General features: G+C 37.9%; 2 protein-coding genes. One reads left to right on the top strand and one right to left on the bottom strand.

Annotation, left to right across the window (positions count from 1 at the left end):
• Window positions 1-339: LysR substrate-binding domain-containing protein (locus IQR33_RS09470; RefSeq protein WP_265575782.1), on the top strand; the 339-nt coding region annotated here is incomplete at its 5' end.
• A 240-nt stretch (window positions 340-579) separates the two neighbouring features.
• On the opposite strand, the gene IQR33_RS32690 is transcribed toward IQR33_RS09470, so the two are convergent.
• Window positions 580-775: hypothetical protein (locus IQR33_RS32690; protein ID WP_228013824.1), on the bottom strand; the 196-nt coding region annotated here is incomplete at its 5' end.

The raw sequence follows: 775 nt of genomic DNA, 5'->3' as shown, positions 1-775 counted from the left end.
TGTTTAGTCTATTCCTACCAAGAAACCGGAGCGCATGAGTGGGCGTTTAAAGATGGAGACGAGGTATATCAAATCACCGTCGACGGTAACCTCTGTACCAACAACTCTTCGGTATTGAGAAATGTGGCGCTGTTAGGGCAGGGAATCATCTATGTACCGCGTGTCTTGGTTTATGAAGACTTAAAGCAAGGCAGTCTGATTCAGTTATTTAAAGACGAAACCGCCAAATGTTTGGGTATTTATGCGGTGTATCCTTACACTCGTCAACAACCAGAAAAAATTAAGATCTTCATTGATCATCTATACACCAGCTTTCAAAGTCAAAATCATCGATTTTAAGACAATAACTCAACACTAATCGTTATGTTGGTGTTGAGTTATTGTTTCCATCTTCATTTCTAATAATTCTTATAAATTTAGAAGCTTAAGCTTTCTCCTTGTTTTATCACTAATATTGATAACAAGATGCTGCGCACAACTGTTAACAAGTGGTTTTGCTATTGTTTCTTTTAAGAAACGGTCTGTTTCTTGCGTTAAATTTTCCGAATGTGAAAGATAAGTGACAGAAAAATAAAAGAATTATTTTGTTTGTTGTCTATTGGTTAGGTGTTGCTCGCCTGCCTGACATAGACGCCGAGAAAAGGACTGCTTATAGTGGCTCAAACGCCCATTACCGTCACTAAACGGTGATGTGAGCGAAGTACAATAACTAGAGATACGGATATGAAACAAAAGCAGCTGATTGACGAATTTAAAACTATCGTTGGGGAAGAAA

This window comes from Vibrio sp. OPT46, assembly GCF_015163535.1.
Classification (GTDB): Bacteria; Pseudomonadota; Gammaproteobacteria; order Enterobacterales; family Vibrionaceae; genus Vibrio; species Vibrio alginolyticus.
The sequence above is the reverse complement of the archived record's forward strand: the minus strand, read 5'-3'. Positions and strand labels throughout refer to the sequence as shown.